Below are 21,487 nucleotides of genomic sequence, written 5' to 3'. Positions count from 1 at the left end.
CACCGTGGGCACCACACGCGATGATGCGACTCCATCGACGTTCGTGCGCATGGAGGTCCGGTCGCATGGCATTCGCGCGTAACCAGTGGTATGTGGCGGCCTACGGCAGTGAGGTGGGGCGGAGCCTGCTCGCCCGCACGGTGCTCGGTGAGCCGTTGGTGCTGTACCGCACCGGTGCCGGGAAGGCGGTGGCGCTCGCCGACCGGTGCGTGCACCGGCGCTTCCCGCTCTCGGAGAGCCGGCTCGACGGCGACACGATCGTCTGCGGCTACCACGGCTTCACCTACGACCCGAGCGGAGCGTGTGTCTTCGTACCCGGTCAACAGCGCATCCCCCGCACCGCGCGGGTGGTCTCGTTCCCGGTGGTGGAACAGGACTCCTTCATCTGGGTCTGGATCGGCGACCTGGACCGGGCCGACCCGGCCGCGATTCCCCGCGCACCCTGGCTCGCCGACCCGCGCTACGCGGTGGTGCGGGGCATGGCGCCGCTGAACGCGCGGTACAGCCTGCTGGTGGACAACCTCCTGGACCTGTCCCACGAGACCTACCTGCACGGCGGTTACATCGGTACGCCGGAGGTGGCGAACACCCCGATCACCACCGAGGTGGACGAGGACCGGGGGATCGTCTACGTCAGCCGGCACATGGACGACGCCGAGTGCCCGCCGTTCTACGCGCGCTCGACCGGCATCCAGGGCCGGATCACCCGGTGGCAGGACATCGAATACCACCCGCCCTGCCTCTACCTCCTGCACAGCCGCATCGCGCCGCAGGGTGTCTATCCGCCTGCCGAGGGCGAGGACAGCGAGGCGTTCCACGCCGAGATCGTGTACGCCATCACCCCGTCGACGGAGCACACCACCTATGACTTCTGGGCCGTCGCGCGCGACTTCGCGATCGATGACGAGTCGGTCAGCGAATATCTCCACCACAGCAACCACACGGTGGTCATGCAGGACGTGACAGCGCTCAACATCCTGGAGCAGGTGCTCGTGACCGAGCCGGACCGGTACCAGGAGCTGAGCATCAACATCGACACCGGTGGCCTGGCCGCCCGGCGGCTGCTGGCCCGGATGGTCGGGTCGGGGACGGTGGGAGCGGCGCGGTGACGTCCCGGGCCGGCACGCTCACCGGGGAGCGGGTCTACCGGATCCACTGGGTGCCCGGCACCGACACCCTGCGCGGGATCTGCCACTGTGGTGCGGAGCGCCTCGCCGAGGAACCGGTCGAGTTGTGGGAGTGGCTGCTGGCCCACCCGCAGGGCCACCAGGGCGTGGCCGTGCCGGTGCCCGGCCCGCCGAGGCGGCTGGCGATGCGCGGGTGACAGTGGACGTGCTGACCGGGGTGGAGCTGGTGGTCGCCGGACGCGATCAGGTGGCCGCCGACGTGGTGGCGCTGCGCCTGTGTCGCGCCGACGGCGGTGAGCTGCCCGAGTGGACGCCCGGCGCGCACATCGACCTGGAGTTGGGCGGCGGAACGGTCCGTCAGTACTCCCTCTGTGGCGACCCGGCGGACCGGTCCGTGCTGCGGATCGCGGTGCAGCGCGAACCGGGCGGACGCGGTGGTTCCCGGCTGGTGCACGAGCGGCTCACCGTCGGCGCGACCGTCGAGGTGAGCGGCCCGCGCAACACCTTCCCGCTGGTCCCGGCGCGGCGGTACCTCTTCGTCGCCGGTGGCATCGGCATCACCCCTCTCGCACCGATGGTCGCTGCCGCCGACGCCGTGGGCGCGGACTGGCGGCTGGTGTACGGGGGACGCACCCGCGCCACCATGGCCTTCGCCACCACCCTGCGGGAGAAGTACGGCGAGCGGGTGAGCCTGCACCCGCAGGACGAGACCGGGTTGCTCGACCTGGCCGGGTTGCTGGGCCGGCCCGGCACCGGGCTCGTCTACTGCTGCGGCCCGGAGTCGCTGATCGCCGCCGTGGAGGCGCACTGCCATGACTGGCCCCCCGGCTGCCTGCACGTCGAGCGGTTCACGGCACGCAGCGACACCGGCGCGCCGGACACGACGATCGAGGTTGAACTCGCGCTCTCCGGGCGGACGGTGACGGTGCCGCCGGGCACGCCGATCCTGCGGGCGGTGGAGGAGGCCGGCGTGCAGGTCCTCTCGTCCTGCCGGGAGGGCACCTGCGGCACCTGCGAGACCCCGGTGCTCGCCGGCGTCCCGGAGCATCGCGACAGCCTGCTCACCGCGCAGGAACGGGCCGCCGGGGACACCATGATGATCTGCGTCTCCCGGGCCCGTACGCCCCGACTCGTGCTGGAGCTGTGAGCGGCCGGCGCGGGCGGGGATGATGACGGGGTGCGCGCAGAGCCGGGGCGGTCGGTGACGAGCAAGGTGCTGGCCCTGCTCGACGCGTTCAGCCCGGCGACCCCGGCGTTGACCCTGAGCGAGTTGGCGCGCCGCACCGGGATGCCACTGCCCACCGTGTACCGGCGGGCCGCGGAGCTGGTCGCGTGGGGGGCGCTGGAGCGCGGCGACGACGGCCGGTACCGGATCGGTCTGCGGCTGTGGGAGGTGGGTTCGCTCGCTCCGAGGGGCCTGGGGCTGCGGGAGCTGGCCCTGCCGGTGATGGAGGACTTGTACGAGGTGACCCACGAGAATGTCCAGCTGGCCGTGCGGCAGGGCCTCGAACTGGTCTTCATCGAACGGATCGCCGGGCGGCACGCGGTACCCGTGCTCACCCGGGTGGGGGGTCGCTTCGCGTTGCACGCCACCGGGGTCGGGCTGGTCCTGCTCGCCCACGCGCCCGCCGAGGTGCAGGAGCAGGTGCTGGCCGCGCCGCTGGAGCGGTACACCGACCTGACCATCACCGACCCTCGGCGGCTGCGCCGCTGCCTCGCCGAGGTGCGCCGGGTCGGGTACGCGGTCAGCGACCGTCAGGTCACCATGGACGCCCTGTCGGTGGCCGCGCCGATCCGCGTACCGGAGGGTGTGGTGGCGGCGATCTCACTGGTGGTCGCCCACGACCGGGCCGACCCGGTGGCGCTGGCCCCGCTGGTGCAGGCCGCCGGCCGGGTGGTCTCCCGGGCGCTGAGCAGCTCCACCGGCCCTGCCGTCTGATGTAGACAGACTGCGAATCGTTGACGCCCGGTCAAATTTTGCATTACGTTGCCGGTGCGCGTGTTACTCCCCACCTTCGTGCGCGGATCGGCACCGACGAAAGGGAGCACCTCATGGCACTGGACGGCAAAGTCGCCATCGTCACCGGCGCCGGGCGGGGTCTCGGCCTCGCCTACGCGCAGGAGTTGGCGCGCCGCGGCGCCTCGGTCGTGGTCAACGACGTCGACGCCGAGGCCACCGCCGACGCCGTGGCGGCGATCGAGGCGTCCGGTGGCCGGGCCGTCGCGGTGGTCGCACCGGTCGGCCCGACCGAGACCGCCACGGAACTCGTCAGCACGGCCGTCGAGCACTTCGGGCGGCTGGACATCCTCGTCACCAACGCCGGCGTGCTGCGCGACACGGTGCTGTGGAAGATGAGCGACGACGACTTCGACACCGTCATCAACGTGCACCTGCGCGGCACGTTCACCACCGTGCGCGAGGCGGTGCGGCACATGCGGCAGGCGGGCGAGGGCGGGCGGATCATCTGCGTCGGGTCACCCACCGGGCAGCGGGGCACCTTCGGCCAGACCAACTACGCCGCCGCCAAGGCGGGCATCGTCGGCATGGTCCGTACCTGGGCGCTCGAACTCCAGCGGGCCGGCATCACCGCCAACACCGTCGTACCGGTCGCGGCGACACCGATGACCGCCACCGTCCCCTACTTCGCCGCGGCGGTGCGGGCCGAGGCGAACGGCGAGCCGATGCCCGCGTTCTTCCGGCACGAGCTGGGGTTCGGCACGGCGGACGACGCGGCCGGGCTCGTCGCCTTCCTGGGCTCCGACGCGGCGGCCTCGGTGACCGGGCAGGTGATCGGGGTCGGCGGGGACCGTCTGCAGATCTGGACCCACCCCGAGGCCGCGCTGACCGCGCACCGCGAGGGCGGCTGGACGTACGACGCGCTGGTGGAGGCCTGGCCGACGACGTTCGCCGGTGCGGCGCAGAGCGTCGGGGAACGCTTCCCGAAACTCCCCGAGGAGTTCGAGCCCTCGACGTCCTGACCGGCCCGAACGGACCCGCCGACGGAGGGTGGCCCGATGTACCAGTCCGCGATCGACCTCGACGACGTCACGGCGATCGACATGCACGTGCACATCGAGGTCGACGACCACGGGCACACCTCACTGCCCGAGCCGCTCGTGGCGGCGGCGTCGGCGTACTTCAAGACGGACGGCCCACGGCCCGCTGTCGACGCGGTGGCGCAGTACTACCGCGAGCGGCGGATGGTGGCCGTCGTCTTCACAGTGGACGCGCGTACCCAACTGAAGCACCAGCCGCTGTCGAGCACCGCCATCGCCCGCGCGGCGGCCGAGCACGCCGACGTGCTCATCCCGTTCGGGTCGGTCGACCCGCGCACCGGGGGAGCAGCGGTCGACCTCGCCGACCGGCTGATCCGGGAGGAGGGCGTCCGCGGCTTCAAGTTCCACCCCACCGTGCAGGGCTTCGATCCCAGCCACGACGAGTACGCGCCACTGTGGGGTCTGCTGGAGCGGGCCGGCGTCCCGGCGATCTTCCACACCGGGCAGACCGGCATCGGCGCGGGTACGCCGGGCGGTCACGGTCTGCGGCTCGGCCTGTCGAACCCGATGCTGCTCGACCCGATCGCCGCCGACTTCCCCCACCTGCAGATCATCATGGCGCACCCGTCGGTGCCCTGGCAGGACGAGGCGTTGTCGGTGGCCACGCACAAGCACAACACCTGGATCGACCTGTCCGGCTGGAGCCCGAAGTACTTCCCGGCCGAGTTGGTGCGCTACGCCAACTCGGTGCTGAAGCGACGGGTGCTCTTCGGCACCGACTACCCGATGCTCACCCCAGACCGGTGGCTGCGCGACGTGCAGACGACCGATCTCAAGCCGGACGTGCTCCCGGGCATCCTGAAGGACAACGCGGCCCGACTGCTGGGCCTTGCCGCCCGGTGACGACGAGAGGAAACGCCATGACGACGACCATCACCTACGACCGGCTCGGCGACCTCGCCGGCACCGACCTCGGTCACACCGGCTACCGCACCGTCACCCAGGACCAGGTGGACCTCTTCGCCGACGCCACCGATGACCACCAGTGGATCCACGTCGACCCCGAACGGGCGAAGACCGGCCCGTTCGGCGCGCCGATCGCGCACGGCTTCCTCACCCTCTCCCTGGCGGTGCCCTTCTGGACCGAGTTGCTCGAAGTCAAGGGCGTGACCACCAAGGTGAACTACGGCCTCGACAAGGTGCGTTTCCCCGCGCCGGTGGTGGTCGGGGCGCGGGTGCGCATGCGGGCCACCGTCGCCGAGGTGGTCGAGGTTCCCGGCGGCTACCAGCTCACCGTCGACCAGACGATCGAGATCGCGGGCGGGAGCAAGCCGGCGGTCGTCGCGCGAGGGCTGTACCGCTTCTACGCCTGAGCCCGGGGGCGACCGTCGAGCCGGGCGAGCACACCACCTCCACCCCCGGGAGAAGATGATGCAGCAGCACGGAATCGGCGCCTGGGTGGCCAAGCGCCGGCTCAAGTCCCCGGACCAGATCGCGATCATCCATGACCGGTCACCGCTGACCTACGGACAGTTCGCCGACGCCACGGACCGAATCTCGGCGGTGCTGCGGGAGCGGGGCGTCGGCAAGGGCGACAGCGTCGCCTACCTGGGCGAGAACAGCCCCGAACTGCTCCAGGTGATGTTCGCGGCGGCGCAGGTCGGTGCCGTCTTCGTGCCGATCAACACCCGGCTCGCCGCCCCCGAGATCGCCTACGTCCTCGCCGACTGCGGCGCGCGGGTGCTGATCCACGACCCGGACTTCGCGGTGCCGGTGGCCGCCGCCGTGTCGGCCGCCCGGACCCCGTACGTCATCGTCAACGGCGCCGGCACCGCAGACCGACCCGGGCTGGCCCACCTGACCCCGGCGGTCGCCGGCTTCACCGACCATGCCGACACCACCCACGACGATCCGGCGGCGATCATCTACACCTCGGGCACGACCGGCCGGGCCAAGGGCGCGGTACTGACCCACGGCAACCTCACCTGGGTGGCGCTCAACTGCGTGGTCGACTACGACGTCGTCTCCACCGACGTCGCGCTCATGATCTCGCCGCTGTTCCACGTCGCCTCGCTCGGAATGGGCGCCCTGCCGGTGATCCTCAAGGGCGCCACGATGGTCATCGAGAAGGGCTTCGAGCCGGGGCGCGCGCTCGCGCAGATCGAGCGGTACGGGGTCACCATGCTCAGCGGCGTACCGACCACCTACCAGCTGATGGCCGACCACCCCGCCTGGGCGTCGACCGACCTGTCGACGTTGACGAAGCTCACCTGCGGAGGTTCGGCGGTGCCGGCCCGGATCCTCAACGCGTACGAGGAGCGGGGTCTGTCGTTCTCGCAGGGTTACGGCATGACCGAGGCCGCGCCGGGGGCCACCGCGCTGCCACCGGCGATGACCCGCGTCAAGCAGGGCAGTGTCGGCCTGCCGCACTTCTTCACCGACGTACGGATCACCGACGCGGCCGGTGCGGTGGTGCCCACCGGCGTCGTCGGTGAGATCGAGGTCGCCGGACCCAACGTCTTCCCTGGCTACCACGGGCTCGCGGAGGCGACCGCCGAGGCGTTCACCGCCGACGGGTGGTTCCGCTCCGGCGACCTCGGCCACCTGGACGCCGACGGTTACCTCTACGTCACCGGCCGCCTCAAGGACATGATCATTTCGGGGGGCGAGAACATCTACCCGCTGGAACTCGAACAACTGCTCACCGAGGTCGACGGGGTGACCTCGGCGGCGGTCATCGGCGTACCGGACGAGCGTTGGGGGGAGGTGCCATGGGCGATCGTGACCGTACGGGAGGGCGCCTCGGTGGACACCGCCACCATCCGGGCTCGCCTCGACGGCAGGATCGCGCGCTACAAGCTGCCGAAGAACGTCGTCATCGTGGACGAGCTGCCGCGGACGGCGTCGGGGAAGGTGCGGAAGGCCGATCTGCGGGCCCGATTCGGCGCCTAGCCGCGGGCCGTGCCGCGACGAGGTCGGCGAACTCCGCCGCGGACGCCCCGGCCAGCTTCTCGTGCATCCGGCGGTAGGTCTCCACCGATCTGGTGGCGGGCCACTCCGCGTCCATGAACTCGGCCGGCAGCCTCGGGTCGGCGCGCAGCAGAGCAAGCCAGTCCGCCACCAGCATCGTCCGTACGGTGAGGGCGCTCGGCGCCAGCGTCGCCGCGGACGGGTCGTCCCACACGTCGATGAAGGCGAGGTGGGCGCGCCGGATCGCCTCGATGTCCCACGCCGCGCGTACGCTCTCGCCGATCGGGAACCCGGCCAGTTCGCGGGCATGGAAGGCGATCACGGTGTTGGGCGCGAGGTCCTGGCGCAGCGGCTCCAACGACCCGGCGAGGTCGACCTCGCCGGGCGCGAGCCAGAGCCCGTCGCGGATCGGCGCGAAGCCCTCCCAGGTGAGGGTGGAGCGCAGCCGGTGCCGCAGCATCCGCTGGCCCTCCGGGATCGAGAAGGTGACCAGGGTCCAGCCGCTGCCCTGCGGGTCGAACGGCCGGGGGCCGCGAACACGGTCCTTCGCCTCGCGCAACACCGCCGCGCCGTGTTCGGTCAGCGAGAACAGCGTCTCCCGGCCGCTGCGGCTGCGGGCGAGGATGCCGCTGTGCACGAGCCGGTCGAGGGTCGCGCGGGTGGCCGGCGCGGCCACGTCCGCACCCTCCAGCACGGTGATCAGGACGCTCGCCCGGATCGGCCCGGTGTCACCGTCGACGACATGCTCGCCGAAGAAGGCGAGCAACAACTGCTTCGGCTGACGACTACCCACAGCCCTTCCCTTCGGCGAACTCGTTGACCTGGTCGTCGGTCACGGCGCGGATCGCGGGGCCACCGCCTGCCCGCGCTTGGCCCGCTGGATCTGGTCGTAGACGTGCGTCCGCAGTTCCGTGAAACGGGGCAGGGCGCGGGTCGTGATCTGATCGCGCTCCGGCGGCAGGTCGATCGCGAGGTCCTCCTGGACCCAGGTCGGCGACGTGGACAATACTAGAACCCGCTGACCGAGATACACCGACTCGTCGATGTCGTGGGTGACGAAGACAACGGAGATGCTGCGGCTCGCGTGCAGCTCCCGCACCAGGTCCTCCAGGTCGGCCCGGGTCTGCGCGTCCACCGCGGCGAACGGTTCATCCATGATCAGGACGTCGGGCTGGTAGGCGATCGCCCGCGCGATCGCCACCCGCTGTTGCATCCCCCCGGAGAGCTGCCACGGGTGGCTACGTGCGGCGTGCGCGAGGCCCACCGCCTCAAGGGCGTCGACGACCAGCTTGCTCCGGGCCGCGCGGGTCAGCTTCTTGTGCCGCAACGGAAGCTCGACGTTGCCGCGCACGGTGAGCCAGGGGTAGAGGCTGCGTCCGTACTCCTGGAACACGACGGCCATCGCCGGGCTGGGCCCGGTCACCGGTGAGCCGTCCATCTCGACCACACCGCTGGTGGGTCGCAGCAGGCCGGCGAGGCACTTCAGGAGGGTGGTCTTGCCGCACCCGGACGGCCCGACGACGCAGATGAGCTCTCCGGCGTCCATCGTGAAGCTGATATCCGCGATCGCCTCGACGTCGCCGGTCGCGGACTCGTAGACCTTCCGCAGATGCTCCACCCGCAGCAGGGTGCGCCGGTCAGGCACGGTTGACCTCCCTGATTCCGTGGTACCAGCGCAGCACGCGCCGTTCGACGAGACCGAAAGCGACAGCGAGGAAGACGCCGACGAGACCGAGCAGGAGGATGCCGCTCCACATCTCGGCGATCAGGTAGTTGCGCTGGAAGTAGGCGATCCGGTAGCCGAGGCCGGACGACGAGGCGAACATCTCGGAGATGACCATCAGGATCAGCGCTACCGAGAGGGCCTGGCGGACCCCGGCCATGATCCGTGGGCTGGCGGCCGGGAGCACCAGGAACCAGAGCCGCTCCCACCAGGAGACCTGGAACGACCTCGCGGTCTCCTTCATGACGCTGTCCGTGCCCCGGACACCCTCGATGGTGTTCAGCAGGATCGGCCAGACCGCGCCGGAGACGATCACGACCACCTTCATGGTGTCCGTGATCCCGAGCAGGAGCATGGCCACCGGGATCAGCACCGGTGGCGGGATGGCCCGGAGGAACTCCAGCAACGGTTCGAGGAGGTCCCGCAACCAGTGGGTCAGGCCGATGACGGTGCCGGCGGCGATGCCGAGCACGATCGACGCGGCGATGCCGAGGCCGAGGCGGGCGAGGCTCGGCAGCACATCCTCGACGAACGCCGGCCCGACCCAGGTCTGCCGGAAGGCCTCGGCGATCGTCAGCGGGTCGGGGAAGAACGTGCTCGTCGCCCTCGTCGCCACCACACCCCAGAGCACCAGGAGCAGAATCGGCAGCCCCAGCGGGTAGACGAGGCCCGCCGCGATCCGGGACCCGACCGTCCGACCACGCCGCGTGGCGGCGATCCGCCCGGTGTACGCGGTCACAGCGGCTCCTCTCCTCGTACGGACTGGTGCCACGACAGCACCCGACGCTCGACGAACCGGAAGACGATGTTCACCGTGAGCCCGAGCAGGCCGGTGACCACGACCAGCGCGTACAGGCCGGGGGCGTCGCCGGCGGACCGGGACAGCTCGATCATGCGGCCGAGGCCGGGGTTGCCGATCACCATCTCCGCGGTGATGGCGAGGATGAGGGCGACCGCCGCCGCGAGCCGCAGCCCGGTCATGAGGTACGGCAGGGTGGTCGGCAGGACCAGGTGCGACAGCTGCTCCCGCCGGGTCAGGCCGAAACTGCGGGCGGTGTCGCGGGCCACCGCGTCGACGTCGGCGACGCCGTAGATCACCTGCACGAACACCTGCCAGAACGACGCGTAGATGATGATGACGAGGGCCGCCTGCCGCTGGATGCCGAACATCAGCACGGCGAGCGGGATGAGGGCGACCGACGGAATCGGCCGCAGGAACTCGACCATCGTGTGGGTCGCGCGCCGCAGGAAGGGCACCAGCCCGACGACCGTGCCGAGGACGACGGCGGCGATGGTCGCCACCATCAGGCCGATCGCCCAGGACGTCATGGTGCTGCCCAGCCGCCGCCAGAATGCGAGGTCGACGAGCTGCTCGAACAGCCGCGCCAGCACGTCCGTCACGTACGGCAGATACAACGGGTTGATCAGGCCCAACGTCGGGATCAGCTGCCAGATGACGAGGAAGCCGGTCAGGCCGACAACGCCCAGCACCGCCCTGCGCAACGCGCGCAGGCGTCGGGTGGAAGGAACGCGCATGTCACTCCCGTCGTCACGCGGGCGGCGAGGCCCTCCCCGCACCGAGGGCCGGGGAGGGCGGAACCGCGCCGGCTACTGCTGCTGGATGAGACGGTCGAGGTTGGGTTGCTTGTCGAGCACCTTGTACTTCAGCGCGAGTTCGGCGAGCGTCTGCAGGCTCTGCCGGTCGACGTCCCACCCGAACGCCGGCAGCCGCACCGAGTCGGCCACCGGTGGCGGCAGCTCCAGGTTGTCCTTGATGGCCTGCCGCAGCGCCGTCTCGTTGGCGGGGTCCTTGGCCCACTCCAGCGTCTTCTTCATCGCCGCCGTGAAGTCCTCGACCAGCTTGGCGTCCTTCTCGGTGCGTTCCTTGGTGGTGATGGTGGTGAGCGTGGTCAGGCCGGGCACCACCGCCTGGTAGGGCGCGACGACGAAGGTGTCGCCGCGGGCCTTCAGCTGCGTGACGAACGGCTCCGGCACCCAGGCGGCGTCGATGTTTCCGGATTCGAGTTGGGCCGGGGCGTCCGGGAACGCGACCTCGACGAACTTGATCTTCGACGGATCGCCGCCGTCCTTCTCGACCGCCGCCATGATCGTCACGTCGCCGGCGGCGCCCAGGCTGTTGACCGCGACCCGCTTGCCCGCGAGGTCTGCCGGCCGCTTGATGCCGGACTTCGCCGAGGCCACCACGGCGTTGATGTCGTCGCCGTCGGCGTACGAGGAGGCGTAGTTGCCGATGATGACGACGCCGAGGTCGCGCAGGTCGGCCCGGAACGGGCCGAACGGCTGGCCGATCGCGAAGTCGATGTCGCCGTTCATGAGCGCGGGAATCGCCTGCGCGCCACCCTGGGCGGGCAGCACCTCGACCTGGAGGCCGCGTTCGGCGAAGAGGCCCGCCTTGATGCCGCCCCAGAGCGCGGCGGTCTCGGTGATGGGCAGCGCCGCGACCCGGACCGGGCGCAGATCGCCGGAGTCCTGATCGGACGGTGTGGACGCGTCGGAGTCGGTACATCCGGTGAGGGCGATCGCGGTAGCGGCGATCAGCCCGAGAGCCATGACCTTCTTCATTGACGAGGCCCTTCCTGGGCGGGGGTGGTGGGTGCGTCGGAAGTCGGCGGATGCCTCGGATTTGCAGGTGAACTACCGCTGCGTGGGGGCGCACGCCGCTGTGGTGGCCATGGTCAGTCACGCCGGCATTGAAAGTCAATAATTTCTGACGCCCGTCATGGATAAGTTGAACAACGCGACGTCCCGCCGGCTCCCGCTCACACCTCGGGCAGGCCCACGTAGTTCTCCGACAGGCTCCTGGCATAGGCCTCGGAGGTGGTGACATACCTCAGCGTGGCGATCTGCAGCATCGACTCGTACGGGTCGTCGTGCTCCAGCCGGTGCAGCATGGAGGTCATCCACCAGGAGAAGTGCTGGGCCCGCCAGACCCGGCGCAACGCCGTGGCCGAATAGCCCTCCAGCAGATCGGTGCGGCCCTCGTCGTACCACGCGGCGAACGCGTCGCCGAGCAGCGCGACGTCGGCGAGAGCCAGGTTCATTCCCTTGGCGCCGGTGGGCGGGACGATGTGGACGGCGTCCCCGGCCAGGAACAGTCGTTCCCACCGCATCGGCTCGACCACGAAGCTGCGCATCGGCGTGATGGACTTCTCCAGGATCGGCCCCTCGTTGAGTGACCACCCCGGCACCGTCTCCAACCGGGTCCGCAGCTCCGCCCAGATCCGCTCGTCCGGCCACGCGGCGATGTCCTCATTTGGTGCGACCTGCAGATACAGCCGAGAGATCTCGGGGGAGCGCATGCTGTAGAGGGCGAAACCCCGTTCGTGGTGGGCGTAGATGAGCTCGTCCACGGCTGGCGGCGCGGCGGCGAGGACACCCAACCAGGCGAAGGGGTACGCCCGCTCGTAGGTGGTCAGCACCCCCTCGGGCACCGCGCCCCGGCTCACCCCGTGGAACCCGTCGCAGCCGGCCACGAAGTCGCAGCGCAGCTCCTCGTCGCGGCCGTCGCGTCGAAAGTGGACCACCGGCGAGTCCGAGCCGAGACCGTCCAGACGGACCGCGTCGGCCTCGAAGAGAACCGAGCCACCGGCCGCGAGCCGGGCGGCGATCAGGTCCTTGACCACCTCCTGCTGCCCGTAGACGGTGATCGCCCGCCCGGTCAGGTCCGCCATCGGCACCCGGTGCGACTCCCCGGCGAAGCGCAGCTCGATGCCCTCGTGGCGCAGTCCCTCCCGGCGCAGCCGTTCACCCACACCGTTGCGACAGAGCAGGTCGACCGAGCCCTGTTCGAGGACGCCCGCCCGCAGTCGGTGCTCGACGTAGTCGCGGCTGCGGCTCTCCAACACCACGGACTCGATTCCGCGCAGGTGCAGCAGGTGCGACAGCATCAACCCCGCCGGTCCCGCGCCGACGATGCCGACCTGGGTACGCATCTCCGGCATGCTCCTCTCCTCCGGTGTCAGAACGGGTACCGCGTGATGGTGCCCCGCACGGTGAGCCACTGGGTCTCGGTGAACGCCTCGACGTTCGCCGCCGGCCCGCCGAACCGCGAGCCGGTGCCGGATGCTCCCACCCCACCGAACGGCGCCACCGCCTCGTCGCTCACCGTCTGGTCGTTGATGTGCACGATTCCGCTGGGGATCCGGTCGGCGAGCGCCATCGCCTTCATCACGTCGCGGCTGAGGATGCCCAGTGACAGGCCGTACTCGGTCTGCCGGGCCAACTCCACCGCCTCGTCCTGGTCGGTGAACGTGATCACCGGCGCGACCGGGCCGAAGACCTCCTGGGCGTACGCCGGGGTCGCGGGGGTGACGTCGCTGAGCACCGTCGGCCGGTAGAACAGCCCCTCGTACGTGCCCCCGGCGGCCAGCCGGGCGCCCGCGTCGACGCTTGCCGTGACCAGTGCGTGGATCTTGTCGCGCTGGCGTTCGTCGATGATCGGACCGAGCGCCACCTGCTCCTTCGCCGGGTCGCCGACCGGCAGGTGGTTCGCCTTCTCCGCCAGCCGCTCGACGTACCGCTCGGACAGGCTCTCGTGCACCAGGTGCCGGCCGGTGGTCATGCAGATCTGGCCCTGGTGCAGGAACGACCCCCAGGCCCCGGCGGAGACCGCGAGGTCCAGGTCGGCGTCGTCGAGCACGATCAGCGCCGAGTTGCCGCCGAGTTCGAGGTGGGCGCGTTTGAGGTGGCGTGCCGCCGCCTCGCCGACCAGGCGACCGGCCGCTGTGGAGCCGGTGAAGCTGATCACCCGCACGTTCGGGTCGGCCACCAGCGCCTCGCCGACGTCGACCCCGCCGGGCAGGACGTGCAGCAGCCCGTCGGGCAGGCCGGCCTCCTCGAAGACCCGGGCGATCGAGATGCCACCGCAGACCGCCGTGCGCGGATCGGGCTTGAGCACCACGGCGTTGCCCAGCGCCAGGGCCGGAGCGACGGAACGGGTGGCCAGGATGAGCGGGAAGTTGAACGGCGCGATGACTCCGACGACGCCGACGGGCAACCGGCGAGCCAGGCTGAGTCGCGGTTGCGCGCTCGGAATGATCTCGCCGAGCGGGTGCGAGGCCAGCGCCGCCGCCTCGTAGCACTCCTGCGCAGCGGTGTCGGTCTCCACACCGGCCTTGGGTGGGATGGACCCGGCCTCCCGCACGATCCAGTCGCCGATCTCGGCGGCGTGCCGCTCGAACAGGTGCCCGGCCCGGCGCAGCACCGCGGCCCGTTCGGCGTATCCGGTGGCGGCCCAGGCGCGCTGGGCGGCGGCGGCGCGGGCGCAGGCGCGCGTCACGTCCTCGGCGTTCGCCACGCCGACCTGGGCGATCTCCTCGCCGGTGGCGGGGGACCGCACGGGCGCCGTGCCGCCGGCCGGTTCCACCCAGCCGTCGCTGTGCAGCGTGCCCTGCCAGGTCATGGCGTCCAGCAGTGTCATGGCGGTCCTCCTCGGAGCATGGGGCCGGTGGGGTGGTGAGGGGTGAGTTCACGCAGGGGCCCAGAGGTGTTCGCTGACCGAACGGGCGTTCTCTGTAAGAACGTTGGCACGTGGTCGGTCCCGCGTCAACGCATCGTCGACGGTGAGCGCCGAGCACTGAGGACGGCGTGGGTCGGGCCCGGTGAACCTGTCGTTGACGGACGCCATTCCCCGTCGTACGTTCGAGATGAGCACGGCAGTCCGCATAGCGAACAGAGGGCGGCAGCACTGTTGTCGCGGGAGGCGGGAGGCCCATGGCGAAGCTCGTCTCGCTGGCCGAGGGCGTGGCGCAACTGGTCCACGACGGTGACGTGGTGGCCCTGGAAGGGTTCACCCACCTGATTCCGTTCGCCGCCGGTCACGAGATCATCCGTCAGGGGCGGCGGGACCTGACCCTCGTGCGGATGACCCCCGACGTCATCTACGACCAGCTCATCGGCGCCGGCTGCGCCCGTCGCCTGGTCTTCTCCTGGGGCGGCAACCCGGGCGTCGGGTCGCTGCACCGCTTCCGCGACGCCGTGCAGCACGCCTGGCCGCGCCCACTCGACCTGGAGGAGCACAGCCACGCGGGCATGGCGAACCGGTACGTCGCCGGGGCGTCCGGGCTGCCGTTCGCCGTCCTGCGCGGCTACACGGGCACCGACCTGCCCCGGCACACCACCAACATCCGGCCCATCACCTGCCCCTTCACCGGCGAGACGCTCACCGCCGTGCCCGCCCTGCGTCCCGACGTGACAGTGGTGCACGCCCAGCGCGCGGACCGCAACGGCAACGTGCAGATGTGGGGCATCACCGGGGTGCAGAAGGAGGCGGTGCTCGCCGCCCACCGGTCACTGGTCACCGTCGAGGAGATCGTGGACGAGTGGGAACCCGTACCCGGGCAGGTCGTCCTGCCCGGCTGGGCGGTCACCGCGGTGGCCGAGGTGCCCGGCGGCGCACACCCCTCGTACGCCCACGGTTACTCGGTGCGCGACAACGACTTCTACCGGGACTGGGACGCCGTCAGCCGACACCGCGACACCTTCCGCGCCTGGCTGGACGAGCACGTGCACAGGGCAGGTGCGGCGGCATGAGTCAGCGCAGCGAACGAGGGGAACGCGATGGCGGACTGGACCGCGGACGAGATGATGACCGTCGCCGCGGCGCGGCAACTGCGCGACGGCACCGCCTGCTTCGTCGGGATCGGGTTGCCCAGCACGGCGGCGAATCTCGCCCGCGCGACGCACGCCCCGAACCTGGTGCTCATCTACGAATCCGGGTGCCTCGGCGCGAAGCCGGACCGGCTTCCGCTCTCCATCGGAGACGGGGTCCTCGCCGACACCGCTGACGCGGTGGTGTCGGTGCCCGAGGTGTTCAACTACTGGCTCCAGCCCGGCCGGATCGACGTGGGTTTCCTGGGCGCCGCGCAGCTCGACCGGTACGGCAACATCAACACCACTGTCGTCGGCGGCGACTACGACACCCCGAAGGTTCGGTTGCCCGGAGCCGGTGGCGCCCCGGAGATCGCCGCCTCCTGCGGTGAGGTCGTGGTGATCGTCCGGCAGGACCTGCGGACGTTCACCGAACGGGTCGACTTCGTCACGTCGGTCGGGTACGGGACGGGCCCGGGCGACCGGGAACGGCTCGGCCTGCGCGGCGGCGGTCCCCGCGTGGTGATCACCGACCTCGGCGTGCTCGAACCCGACCCGGTCACCCGCGAACTCACACTGACCCACCTGCACCCCGGCGTGACGCGGGAGCAGGCGCGGGCGGCCACCGGCTGGGACCTCGCCGTCGCTGAGGAACCGGCCACCAGTGCGCCACCGACGGCCCGGGAACTCGCGGTGCTGCGGGCGCTGGAAGCGACGAAGTCCGACGGGAGACGACAATGACCACTCAGGACATCCGGGCCGGCGGCGGCCTGGTGCTGCCGCGGTACCGACGCGACGACGTCGACGCCCACCCGCCGCTGCTCAGTCCCGGCTACAAGTCGACGGTGGCGCGGGCGCCGAAACACCCACTGGTCCACCTGCCGCAGCGGCTCACCGAGATCACCGGGCCGCTGCTGGGGGAGGGGCGGCTCGGCGCGCTCGACCACGACCTGACCCGCCAGCACGACGGTGAACCGCAGGGACAGCGGATCATCGTGCACGGCCGGGTCCGCGACGGTGACGGTCGACCGGTACCCCGCACGCTCGTCGAGATCTGGCAGGCCAACGCCGCCGGACGGTACCGCGACGCCCGCGACACCTGGCCGGCCCCGCTCGACCCCCACTTCGCCGGGGTGGGTCGGGCGCTCACCGACGACCAGGGGCGGTACCGGTTCATCACCGTGCAGCCCGGCGCGTACCCCTGGCGTAACCACGACAACGCCTGGCGGCCGGCGCACATCCACTTCTCCCTCTTCGGCCGCGCGTTCACCCAACGGCTGGTGACGCAGATGTACTTCCCGGGCGACCCGCTCTTCTTCCAGGACCCGATCTTCAACTCGGTCCGCGACCCGAAGGCCCGGGAACGGATGATCGCCCGGTACGACCACGCCACCACGACACCGGAGTGGGCGCTGGCGTACGAGTTCGACATCGTGCTGCGGGGCCGGGAGAGCACCCCCTTCGAGGACGAGGACGACGATGAGTGAGCAGTTGGGTGTCATGCCCGCGCAGACCGTCGGGCCGTACCTGCACATCGGCCTGCGCTGGCCCGACGGCCCGTACGTCGTACCCGAGGGCACGCCCGGCGCATTCTGGATCAGGGGTCGGATCGTCGACGGCACCGGGACGCCGGTGGTGGACGCGATGGTGGAGAGCTGGCAGGCCGACCCGGACGGCCGGTTCGACCACCCGGACGACCCTCGGGGAGCCCGGCCGCCCGTGCTCGCCGGCTTCCGCGGCTTCGGGCGCAGCGAGACCGACGGGCAGGGGTGGTACCGGTTGTTGACCGTCAAGCCGGGGGCGTTGCCCGATCCGGAGGGCGGCACGGAAGCCCCTCACCTGACCCTGTCCGTCTTCGGGCGTGGGCTGCTGCACCGCCTCGTCACCCGGCTATACTTCCCCGACGAGCCGGCGGCGAACGCCGTCGACCCCGTGCTGCGCGGCGTCGACGCCGACCGCCGTGCCACCCTGCTGGCGACACCCGCGGCGGACGGGTTCCGGTTCGACATCCACCTGCAGGGCGCGCATGAGACCGTCTTCTTCGCCGTCTGACGGGCTGCTCGGCGGCCTCTCCGGCACGCCGGACGTCGACGCGGAACTCAGCGACCTCGCGGTGCTCCAGGCGATGCTCGACGCGGAGGCCGCGCTGGCCCGGGCCGTGGCGGACGCCGGCATCATGCCCGCACCCGCCGCCGAGGCGATCGCCGCGCGGTGCCGCGCCGAGCGGTACGACCCGGGGGCCCTCGGCAGGGCGGCCGACGCCACCGGCAACCCGGTCGTCGCACTGGTGGGTGAGCTGACCGCCGCCGTGCCGGACCACTTCCGGGCCTGGGTGCACGTCGGAGCGACCAGCCAGGATGTGCTGGACACCGCGCTGGCCCTGGTGGCGGTGCGGGCGCTCGGGCCGCTGCTGCGCCACCTCGACAGCGCTGTGGACGCCGCCGCCCAGCTGGCCGACGCCCACCGGGACACCGTGATGGTCGCCCGGACCCTCGGTCAGCAGGCGGCACCCACCACGTTCGGGCTCAAGGCCGCCGGCTGGTTGACCGGTCTGGCCGAGGCCCGGGACCGGCTGCGGCAGGCCGGCGACGCGCAGCCCGCGCAGCTCGGTGGCGCGGTCGGCACCCTGGCCGCGTACGGCCCGGCCGGCGCCGAGGTCGCCGAGCGGTTCGCGGCGCACGTGGGCCTCCCGCCGAGCCCGCTGCCCTGGCACACCCGCCGGCAGCCCTGGCTCGACCTGGCCACCGCCCTCGGTGGGCTCCTCGTGGCCGCCGGCAAGGTCGCCCTCGACGTCGGCCTGCTCGCCCAGAACGAGATAGCCGAGGTCGCCGAGGGGGGCGTCGGCCGGGGCGGCTCCTCGGCCATGCCGCACAAGCGCAACCCGGTGGACTCGATCCTCGTCACCGCCGCGACGCGACGCGGTCCCGGTCTCGTCGCCACAGTGTTCGCCGCGGCGGTGCAGGAGCACGAGCGGGCCGCCGGTGCCTGGCACGCCGAGTGGGAACCACTGCTCGACCTGCTGCACCTGGCCGGTGGCGCCGCCGCGCGGTGCGCCCGGATGCTCGTCGGGCTGCGGGTCGATCCGCAGCGGATGCGGGCGAACCTCGACGCGACAGGTGGCGTCCTGCTCGCCGAGGCGGTCGCCGCGCGCCTGACGCCCGCCGTCGGTCGCCGCGCCGCGCACGACCTGGTGACCCGTGCCGCCGCCGCACCCTCGTTCCGCGCCGCGCTGCTCGCCGACCCCCGGGTCCGCGCTCACCTGTCCGACACCGAGGTAGCCGAGGCGCTCGACCCGCGCCGCTGGCTCGGCTCGGCCGGTCGGTTCGTCGACCGGGCCCTGCTCGCCGTTCGGGGAGCGGATGGATGACCGCCCGGCTGCATCTCACCGTCGACGGTCCGACCGTCGCCCCGGTGCTGCTGCTCGGCAGCTCCCTCGGCACCGCCGCCGCGATGTGGGACCCCCAGGTGCCGGCGCTCGCCCGACGGTTCCGGGTCATCCGGTACGACCACCTGGGCCACGGGCGCTCGGCGGTGCCGCCCGGGCCGTACACGCTGGACCTGTTGGGCCGGGAACTGCTGCGGACGCTGGACGACCTCGACGTGCCGTGGGTCCACTACGCGGGGCTGTCCCTCGGCGGCATGGTGGGCATGTGGCTCGCCACGTACGCGCCCGAGCGGGTGCGCCGGCTGGCGCTGCTCTGCACGTCGGCGTCGCTCGGCCCACCGGAGCAGTGGCGGGACCGGGCGGCGACGGTACGGGCCGAGGGGCTGCCGACGATCGCCGACGCGGTGGTGGCCCGCTGGTTCACCCCGGCCTTCGCCGCCGCCCGGCCGGAGGTGGTCGCCGCCCACCGCGCCATGCTGACCGCGACGCCCCCGGACGGGTACGCCGCCTGCTGCGAGGCGATAGCCGCGATGGACCTCCGACCCGACCTCGGCCGGGTCGCCGCGCCGACGCTGGTCATCGCCGGGGCGGACGACCCGGCCACTCCGGTGCCGCACGCCCGCGAGATCGTCGGCCGCATCCCTCGGGCTCGGCTGGTCGTGATCGACGCGGCGCACCTGGCCAACGTCGAGCAACCCGAGCAGGTGTGCCGACTCCTGCTGCGACACTTCGACGAGGAGCGTGGTGACGGATGAACGACCGCGAGCGGCACGATGCGGGCATGACGGTGCGTCGACAGGTGCTGGGCGACGCGCACGTGGACCGCGCGGTCGCCGGCACTGACGAATTCACCGCCGACTTCCAGGACTTCATCACCCGCTACGCGTGGGGCGAGGTGTGGAGCCGGCCCGGCCTCGACCGGCGTACCCGTAGTTGCATCACCCTCGCCGTGCTCGCCACCCTGCACCACGACGACGAGTTGGCGATGCATGTCCGGGCCGCACTGCGCAACGGGTTGAGCCCGCAGGAGGTGGCGGAGGTCCTGCTCCAGGTCGGCGTCTACGCTGGTGTACCGGCGGCGAACCGGGCGTTCAGGGTGGCCCGGGAGACCCTGCGGCAGGAGGCCGGGTGAGCGTGAGCGAGGAGGCGACCAGGTCGCCGGAGTTCGTTCAGTCGCTGGAGCGCGGCCTCGCGGTGATCCGCGCGTTCGACGGCGACCATCCGCAGCTCACCCTCAGCGAGGTGGCCAGGAGGACCGGGTTGACCCGGGCCGCCGCGCGCCGGTTCCTGCTCACCCTGGTCGAGCTGGGCTACGTGCACACCGACGGCCGGCTCTTCTCGCTGCGGGCCCGGATCCTCGAACTCGGCTACGCGTACCTGTCCAGCCTCACCCTGCCCGAGGTCGCGCAGCGGCACATGGAGGCGCTGGTCGCGCGGGTGCACGAGTCCTGCTCGGTGTCGGTGCTCGACGGCGACGAGGTGGTCTACATCGCCCGCGTGCCCACCAAACGGATCATGACGGTGGGGATCAGCGTCGGCACCCGGTTCCCCGCGTACGCCACCTCCATGGGCCGGGTGCTGCTCGCCGCGCAACCGGCGGACTGGCTCGACGACTACCTCGCCACGGCCCAGCTGCGTCCGCTGACCCGGCGCACCGTCACCGACCCGGCCAAGCTGCGCGCCGTCCTCACGAAGATCGCCGCCCAGGGGTACGCGATCGTCGACCAGGAGTTGGAGGAGGGGCTGCGCTCGGTGGCCGCGCCGATCCACGGCGAGAACGGGTCGGTGATCGCGGCGGTGAACGTCTCCGCGCACGCCACCCGGGGGTCCTTCGAGATGATCCGCCGGGAGCTGCTCCCGCCGTTGCTGGCCGCCGCGAAGCGGATCGAGGAGGACATCCGTGGCGGTCTGAGCCGCACACCGACTGCCGACGCCGATCCGCCCGCCGCTCGGGTTCAGCTCAGCGCACTGCCACCGCGCTGACGACGGCGGCCGGACGCCGCAGGTACCACTCGGCCACCGCAAGGTTGATCAGCCAGCCGGCGACCACCAGGCCGGCCCGGACGTTCCCGTCGGGCTGGTCGCCGACCGCGATGAGGTACGGCGCGTGGGTGAACGCCTGGGTGCCGGCGCCCAGCCCGATCGCGTAGCCGCGCACCATCCACCTGCGGTGCCGGTCGATGTCCCGGCGGAGCACGGCGGCGAGACCGAGCAGGATCGCACCGGCCATGACCGAGCCGAAGACGAGTCGCATACCGGCGAGCACGTCGTTGTCGTGGGCGGGCAGGTCGTACCCGACGGCCATCCACATGCCGGTGAACGCGACAGTCAGCCCGCACGGCACGAGCACCCGACCGGCGCGGCGGTGCCAACGGTGGCGGCGCAGCCGGGGTACGAACTGGAACGCGCCCAGGATCGTGTAGACCACCGCGCCGACGATGTGCAGCACCACCGGCAGTGGATCGGCGACGAAGCGGGCGTTCTCCGGGGTGACCTCCGGCCCGGTGCCCAACTCGGTGAGCCGTCCCGCTCCGGCGACCATCGGGATCAGGCCCAGCAGGATCAACGCGGCCGGTAACCGCCACTCTCGTATCGTCATGCCACCGATGGTGGGCGCCGCACCCGCCCTCGCTCATCGGCACATGGGCCGCGATCCGGTCGGCCCATGGTCGGACG

At 71.7% G+C, this 21,487-nt stretch carries 24 protein-coding genes; 16 read left to right on the top strand and 8 right to left on the bottom strand.

The features are described from left to right. Nucleotides 1-65 precede the first annotated feature (65 nt). From QSK15_RS21110 to QSK15_RS21075, 8 genes are all read left to right on the top strand, one after another. Nucleotides 66-1,109: an aromatic ring-hydroxylating dioxygenase subunit alpha gene (locus QSK15_RS21110; protein ID WP_279515938.1), complete on the top strand. Its 1,044-nt coding sequence runs from the start codon at nt 66-68 to the stop codon at nt 1,107-1,109. Beyond that, nucleotides 1,106-1,324, top strand: coding sequence for a hypothetical protein (locus QSK15_RS21105; RefSeq protein ID WP_285795881.1), 219 nt, complete (start codon nt 1,106-1,108; stop codon nt 1,322-1,324). Before QSK15_RS21110 ends, QSK15_RS21105 begins: the two co-directional genes overlap by 4 nt. Beyond that, complete coding sequence (locus QSK15_RS21100; protein ID WP_377618526.1) at nt 1,321-2,274, top strand: PDR/VanB family oxidoreductase; 954 nt, start codon at nt 1,321-1,323, stop codon at nt 2,272-2,274. Before QSK15_RS21105 ends, QSK15_RS21100 begins: the two co-directional genes overlap by 4 nt. A gap of 30 nt (nt 2,275-2,304) precedes the next feature. Further along, nucleotides 2,305-3,066, top strand: coding sequence for an IclR family transcriptional regulator (locus tag QSK15_RS21095; RefSeq protein ID WP_285795880.1), 762 nt, complete (start codon nt 2,305-2,307; stop codon nt 3,064-3,066). 113 nt (nt 3,067-3,179) lie between these two features. Then, entirely contained in the window at nt 3,180-4,106 is a 927-nt protein-coding gene (locus QSK15_RS21090; RefSeq protein ID WP_285795879.1) for an SDR family oxidoreductase, read from the top strand. A 36-nt stretch (nt 4,107-4,142) separates the two neighbouring features. Beyond that, nucleotides 4,143-5,027 (top strand): amidohydrolase family protein, encoded by an 885-nt coding sequence (locus tag QSK15_RS21085; protein WP_285795878.1) that lies wholly within the window; start codon nt 4,143-4,145, stop codon nt 5,025-5,027. A 17-nt stretch (nt 5,028-5,044) separates the two neighbouring features. After that, entirely contained in the window at nt 5,045-5,497 is a 453-nt protein-coding gene (locus tag QSK15_RS21080) for a MaoC family dehydratase (RefSeq protein ID WP_210864516.1), read from the top strand. Nucleotides 5,498-5,555: 58 nt separating this feature from the next. Next, nucleotides 5,556-7,076, top strand: coding sequence for an acyl-CoA synthetase (locus QSK15_RS21075; RefSeq protein ID WP_285795877.1), 1,521 nt, complete (start codon nt 5,556-5,558; stop codon nt 7,074-7,076). On the opposite strand, the gene QSK15_RS21070 is transcribed toward QSK15_RS21075, so the two are convergent. The 7 genes from QSK15_RS21070 to QSK15_RS21040 form a co-directional block, all read right to left on the bottom strand. After that, a complete protein-coding gene (locus QSK15_RS21070; RefSeq protein WP_285795876.1) occupies nt 7,000-7,887 on the bottom strand; it encodes a PaaX family transcriptional regulator in 888 nt (295 codons plus the stop codon). The two genes, QSK15_RS21075 and QSK15_RS21070, sit on opposite strands and share 77 nt — an antisense overlap. A 39-nt stretch (nt 7,888-7,926) precedes the next feature. After that, nucleotides 7,927-8,739: an ABC transporter ATP-binding protein gene (locus tag QSK15_RS21065; protein ID WP_285795875.1), complete on the bottom strand. Its 813-nt coding sequence runs from the start codon at nt 8,737-8,739 to the stop codon at nt 7,927-7,929. Beyond that, a complete protein-coding gene (locus QSK15_RS21060; RefSeq protein ID WP_285795874.1) occupies nt 8,732-9,556 on the bottom strand; it encodes an ABC transporter permease in 825 nt (274 codons plus the stop codon). The genes QSK15_RS21065 and QSK15_RS21060 overlap by 8 nt, the downstream gene beginning before the upstream one ends. After that, entirely contained in the window at nt 9,553-10,353 is an 801-nt protein-coding gene (locus QSK15_RS21055; protein ID WP_285795873.1) for an ABC transporter permease, read from the bottom strand. The genes QSK15_RS21060 and QSK15_RS21055 overlap by 4 nt, the downstream gene beginning before the upstream one ends. 72 nt (nt 10,354-10,425) lie before the next feature. Further along, entirely contained in the window at nt 10,426-11,400 is a 975-nt protein-coding gene (locus QSK15_RS21050) for an ABC transporter substrate-binding protein (RefSeq protein WP_285795872.1), read from the bottom strand. A gap of 197 nt (nt 11,401-11,597) precedes the next feature. Continuing rightward, nucleotides 11,598-12,779, bottom strand: a complete 1,182-nt coding sequence (gene pobA, locus QSK15_RS21045) for a 4-hydroxybenzoate 3-monooxygenase (protein WP_285795871.1) — start codon at nt 12,777-12,779, stop codon at nt 11,598-11,600. A 17-nt stretch (nt 12,780-12,796) separates the two neighbouring features. Further along, nucleotides 12,797-14,257 carry a benzaldehyde dehydrogenase gene (locus tag QSK15_RS21040; protein WP_285795870.1) on the bottom strand — a complete coding sequence of 487 codons (1,461 nt, stop codon included), beginning with the start codon at nt 14,255-14,257 and terminating at the stop codon, nt 12,797-12,799. A gap of 293 nt (nt 14,258-14,550) precedes the next feature. On the opposite strand from QSK15_RS21040, the gene QSK15_RS21035 reads away from it, so the two are divergent. The 8 genes from QSK15_RS21035 to QSK15_RS21000 are packed head-to-tail and all read left to right on the top strand — an operon-like array spanning nt 14,551 to nt 20,794. Continuing rightward, nucleotides 14,551-15,369 (top strand): CoA transferase subunit A, encoded by an 819-nt coding sequence (locus tag QSK15_RS21035; RefSeq protein WP_285795869.1) that lies wholly within the window; start codon nt 14,551-14,553, stop codon nt 15,367-15,369. Nucleotides 15,370-15,396: 27 nt separating this feature from the next. Further along, nucleotides 15,397-16,167, top strand: coding sequence for a CoA-transferase subunit beta (locus QSK15_RS21030; RefSeq protein ID WP_279515923.1), 771 nt, complete (start codon nt 15,397-15,399; stop codon nt 16,165-16,167). Further along, nucleotides 16,164-16,913, top strand: a complete 750-nt coding sequence (pcaH, locus tag QSK15_RS21025) for a protocatechuate 3,4-dioxygenase subunit beta (protein WP_285795868.1) — start codon at nt 16,164-16,166, stop codon at nt 16,911-16,913. Before QSK15_RS21030 ends, pcaH begins: the two co-directional genes overlap by 4 nt. Beyond that, nucleotides 16,906-17,478, top strand: a complete 573-nt coding sequence (gene pcaG / locus QSK15_RS21020; RefSeq protein WP_285795867.1) for a protocatechuate 3,4-dioxygenase subunit alpha — start codon at nt 16,906-16,908, stop codon at nt 17,476-17,478. The genes pcaH and pcaG overlap by 8 nt, the downstream gene beginning before the upstream one ends. After that, nucleotides 17,453-18,793: a 3-carboxy-cis,cis-muconate cycloisomerase gene (pcaB, locus tag QSK15_RS21015; protein WP_285795866.1), complete on the top strand. Its 1,341-nt coding sequence runs from the start codon at nt 17,453-17,455 to the stop codon at nt 18,791-18,793. Before pcaG ends, pcaB begins: the two co-directional genes overlap by 26 nt. Beyond that, nucleotides 18,790-19,566: a 3-oxoadipate enol-lactonase gene (pcaD, locus tag QSK15_RS21010; protein WP_285795865.1), complete on the top strand. Its 777-nt coding sequence runs from the start codon at nt 18,790-18,792 to the stop codon at nt 19,564-19,566. The genes pcaB and pcaD overlap by 4 nt, the downstream gene beginning before the upstream one ends. Before the next feature lie 26 nt (nt 19,567-19,592). Continuing rightward, on the top strand, nt 19,593-19,943 hold the full coding sequence (gene pcaC / locus QSK15_RS21005) for a 4-carboxymuconolactone decarboxylase (protein ID WP_285795864.1): 351 nt from the start codon (nt 19,593-19,595) through the stop codon (nt 19,941-19,943). After that, nucleotides 19,940-20,794, top strand: a complete 855-nt coding sequence (locus QSK15_RS21000; protein WP_285795863.1) for an IclR family transcriptional regulator — start codon at nt 19,940-19,942, stop codon at nt 20,792-20,794. The genes pcaC and QSK15_RS21000 overlap by 4 nt, the downstream gene beginning before the upstream one ends. Here QSK15_RS21000 and QSK15_RS20995 read toward each other — a convergent pair. After that, nucleotides 20,772-21,410 carry a DUF2306 domain-containing protein gene (locus tag QSK15_RS20995; RefSeq protein WP_285795862.1) on the bottom strand — a complete coding sequence of 213 codons (639 nt, stop codon included), beginning with the start codon at nt 21,408-21,410 and terminating at the stop codon, nt 20,772-20,774. The genes QSK15_RS21000 and QSK15_RS20995 overlap by 23 nt on opposite strands. Between the last annotated feature and the right edge of the window lie 77 nt (nt 21,411-21,487).

This window comes from Micromonospora sp. NBRC 107095, from assembly GCF_030269705.1.
Lineage (GTDB): Bacteria > Actinomycetota > Actinomycetes > Mycobacteriales > Micromonosporaceae > Micromonospora > Micromonospora parva.
The sequence above is the reverse complement of the archived record's forward strand: the minus strand, read 5'-3'. Positions and strand labels throughout refer to the sequence as shown.